Below are 2,826 nucleotides of genomic sequence, written 5' to 3'. Positions count from 1 at the left end.
TTTTTTACAACACTGTTTTCTAATTCCCTTGCGGACATATTCTCATCTGAAACCTGTACTGTAATCTCTGGAACATCTATATCAGGCATTAAAGATACTGGTATAAAAGTCGAGGCATAAAATCCTAGAATTATAACTCCTAAAGCAGTCATTAAAACAGCAATGGGACGAGATATAAGAAATTTAATCATAATTATTTTTTTGATCTTCTGGAAACTCAACAAATCCTTTAATACTTAAATTCTCTATTTTCTTTTCTCCATTATAAAAAACTGAGACTGTTTTATTAAAGTGCCCAATACGACTAGAATCATAAACAACTTTTATACTTCCAGATTCACCTGGTTTAATACCATAGTTAGGCCACGTAGGTATTGTACATCCACAACTAACTTTAACTTTTGTGATAAATAGTTTATTAACTCCTATATTTTTAAAAACAAAAACAGTTTCTATTTTATCCTTGTATTGAACGTTTTTAAAATCATGTACACTATTTTCAAATTTAATAACTGTATTTTGATAAATTTTCTTATTGTCAATGCATGAAGCTAAACTCATACAAAAACACACATACATAAATATTCCAAGAACACTCTTTCTTTTACAAAACTTCATGAAATTCATTTTCCAGTTTAAACAATATCACTTATTAAACTCATTTTTCACTTTCATTATATACTTATTAGTTCTTTGAGGAACTTCCTTCAAGGGGACAAAAACATTTTTTGCTTTTAAATTATTATCTAGTGTAAACATATATGGAAGTGATAATGTATCAACTTTTAAATAAAACCTTTTATTATAAGAGAATATTTTTTGATTGATATTAGGATATAATCTTAAAAAAACAGAATATGAATTCTTATCTATAAAATCACCAATATAAATAATATTATCAACTCCTATTTTCTTTTCTACTTTTTTAAGGTACCTTAAAGAATGTTCAACACAGTAAGAGCATTGCCTATCCGAAAACCTAAAAATTAACTTAGTTTTTTTTCCTACTAATTCTTTTAATGAAAAATTATCATCTTTAATATCAGAAATCTTTAAATTTTGAATGATATAATTTTCTGATATTGTAGCAACATCATTAGCTTCCTTAATAATTTCTGTAGGGCTTTGAAGATTATTATTATTCTTTTCTTTACAAGAAAAGAATAATAATAATAATAATAAACTAATTCTAATTGTCATTGTCATTTATTATTTTAATTTATAAAATATCAATACAGGATTGTCAGTATTTTTAATTTTTAACATATTTAACCTATTAATAGTTTTTTTACTACGTTTAATCCATTCTAAATTCTTTTCATTCAAAAAATAATCTTTAGTTTCAACAATATTATAAGCATCTAGAGAACTAATAAAGTAATCATTGTATGTGGCTATAGGGACGTAAGAATAAAGACAATCAGCATTTTGAAAAGCTATTATTTTTGAAGCATATAACATTGATTCATTTTTATTATAATAACAATTTACTATAGTATTTCCGTAGTAAAAATTAAAATATAAATAGTTATATGTTTGATAATGTATCCCCCTATAATTTGGCATCAATTTCACATCTCGTATTTCCTTTAAAAATGCATTAGTTTTCAATGATTTCAACTTCTCCCTATCCAAAATATTTTCCCCAAAATCAAGAACATACTGAATATTAACTTTATTGTTTTGCAACTTATATATTGTGTCCGAAAACTTATTACTATATGAAATATACTGATTCCTCACAGAAATTCTATTACCTATAGTCATCTTAACCTTATGGTAATCAGTGCTGAGTGAAGGACCAAAAGATAGAATATTACCTTTCTCGTCTATTTCATAAAATACTTTATTCTTAATTTCTCCAAGATGATTATTACTATATCCTTGACAAAAAAGAATTAGATTTCCCTTTTCATTTAAATCAATACTATATCCACCAATATCTAAAGTAATATCCCCTAGAAACTCACCATTAAAATTATATTTATAAACCTTTCTAGTATTCCCATTAAATATAAATATTTGTTTTCTTTTTTCATTTATCGCCATATCTCCAGGGAAAGGGTATTCACCTGGACCTCTACCTAACTCCCCTATTCTTCTAATGTATTTACCTTCAAGATCAAACATAAAAACACCTTTTGATTTACGTGAATCAAGTACAAAAATATAATTATCAACAACTTTAACCTCATCTATACGCCCAATTAAGTTTTTAGAATTCGATTCTAAAGAGACTGTAAAACAAGTATCTAGAATATTTGAAATAGTAATTGGTTTATCATAATCAGAAATTTCAGGAATTATTATTTTCTCTCCTTTTTTCTTATCAACCATAAATGAATTAAAGTCACTACTTATATAATCCTTATAACTTAACCCTTTATACTTACTTGTTTCTTTCTTACAACCAACTAACAAACCAATCAGTAGTATTAACAAATATTGAAATTTCATATATTAAAAAAAATTAGATTACACATATTTTACTATATACTTAAATCATTCTTGAAAATTCAGAACCCAAAATACATTTGGGTTCCGAATTAGTCTATAATTTTAATAACACCATCCAAACCATCCATCACACTGCCACTCATCATGACAATCTTGATAAGAATATGAGCCTGGGACTGGACCTCCTCCAACAGTTACGGTATGACACACTGAGTGCATAACAGCTTCTCCCAAAAAACCGCTAGCTCCATCTCCATTTTCATAATCATCTTCAGCATTTGCATTGTTAATATTTACTAATTCTGCTAAAGATATATTTGAGTCTGTAATCACACTTGTGTTAAACGATAAAGCAAATGCAAACACAGC

Annotated in this window: 5 protein-coding genes; all 5 read right to left on the bottom strand. The window is 26.5% G+C overall.

What is annotated here, in order from left to right:
• Positions 1-191: efflux RND transporter permease subunit (locus FHR24_RS15510; protein ID WP_167191130.1), on the bottom strand; the 191-nt coding region annotated here is incomplete at its 3' end.
• Positions 184-561, bottom strand: a complete 378-nt coding sequence (locus FHR24_RS15505) for a DUF1573 domain-containing protein (RefSeq protein WP_167191127.1) — start codon at positions 559-561, stop codon at positions 184-186. The genes FHR24_RS15510 and FHR24_RS15505, both read right to left, overlap by 8 nt.
• An 84-nt stretch (positions 562-645) precedes the next feature.
• A complete protein-coding gene (locus tag FHR24_RS15500; protein WP_167191124.1) occupies positions 646-1,200 on the bottom strand; it encodes a hypothetical protein in 555 nt (184 codons plus the stop codon).
• A 9-nt stretch (positions 1,201-1,209) separates the two neighbouring features.
• Positions 1,210-2,457, bottom strand: a complete 1,248-nt coding sequence (locus FHR24_RS15495; RefSeq protein WP_167191121.1) for a 6-bladed beta-propeller — start codon at positions 2,455-2,457, stop codon at positions 1,210-1,212.
• Positions 2,458-2,559: 102 nt separating this feature from the next.
• On the bottom strand, positions 2,560-2,826 hold a 267-nt coding region (locus FHR24_RS15490), incomplete at its 5' end, for a hypothetical protein (protein ID WP_167191118.1).

Source organism: Wenyingzhuangia heitensis, from assembly GCF_011762155.1.
Classification (GTDB): Bacteria; Bacteroidota; Bacteroidia; order Flavobacteriales; family Flavobacteriaceae; genus Wenyingzhuangia; species Wenyingzhuangia heitensis.
This window is presented reverse-complemented; position numbering and strand designations above follow the sequence as displayed.

What these genes read in the sequence shown, in the direction of transcription:
- FHR24_RS15495 (WP_167191121.1), bottom strand. Translation starts at nt 2,457, where the DNA reads ATGAAATTTCAATATTTGTTAATACTACTGATTGGTTTGTTAGTTGGT.
- FHR24_RS15500 (WP_167191124.1), bottom strand. Translation starts at nt 1,200, where the DNA reads ATGACAATTAGAATTAGTTTATTATTATTATTATTATTCTTTTCTTGT.
- FHR24_RS15505 (WP_167191127.1), bottom strand. Translation starts at nt 561, where the DNA reads ATGAGTTTAGCTTCATGCATTGACAATAAGAAAATTTATCAAAATACA.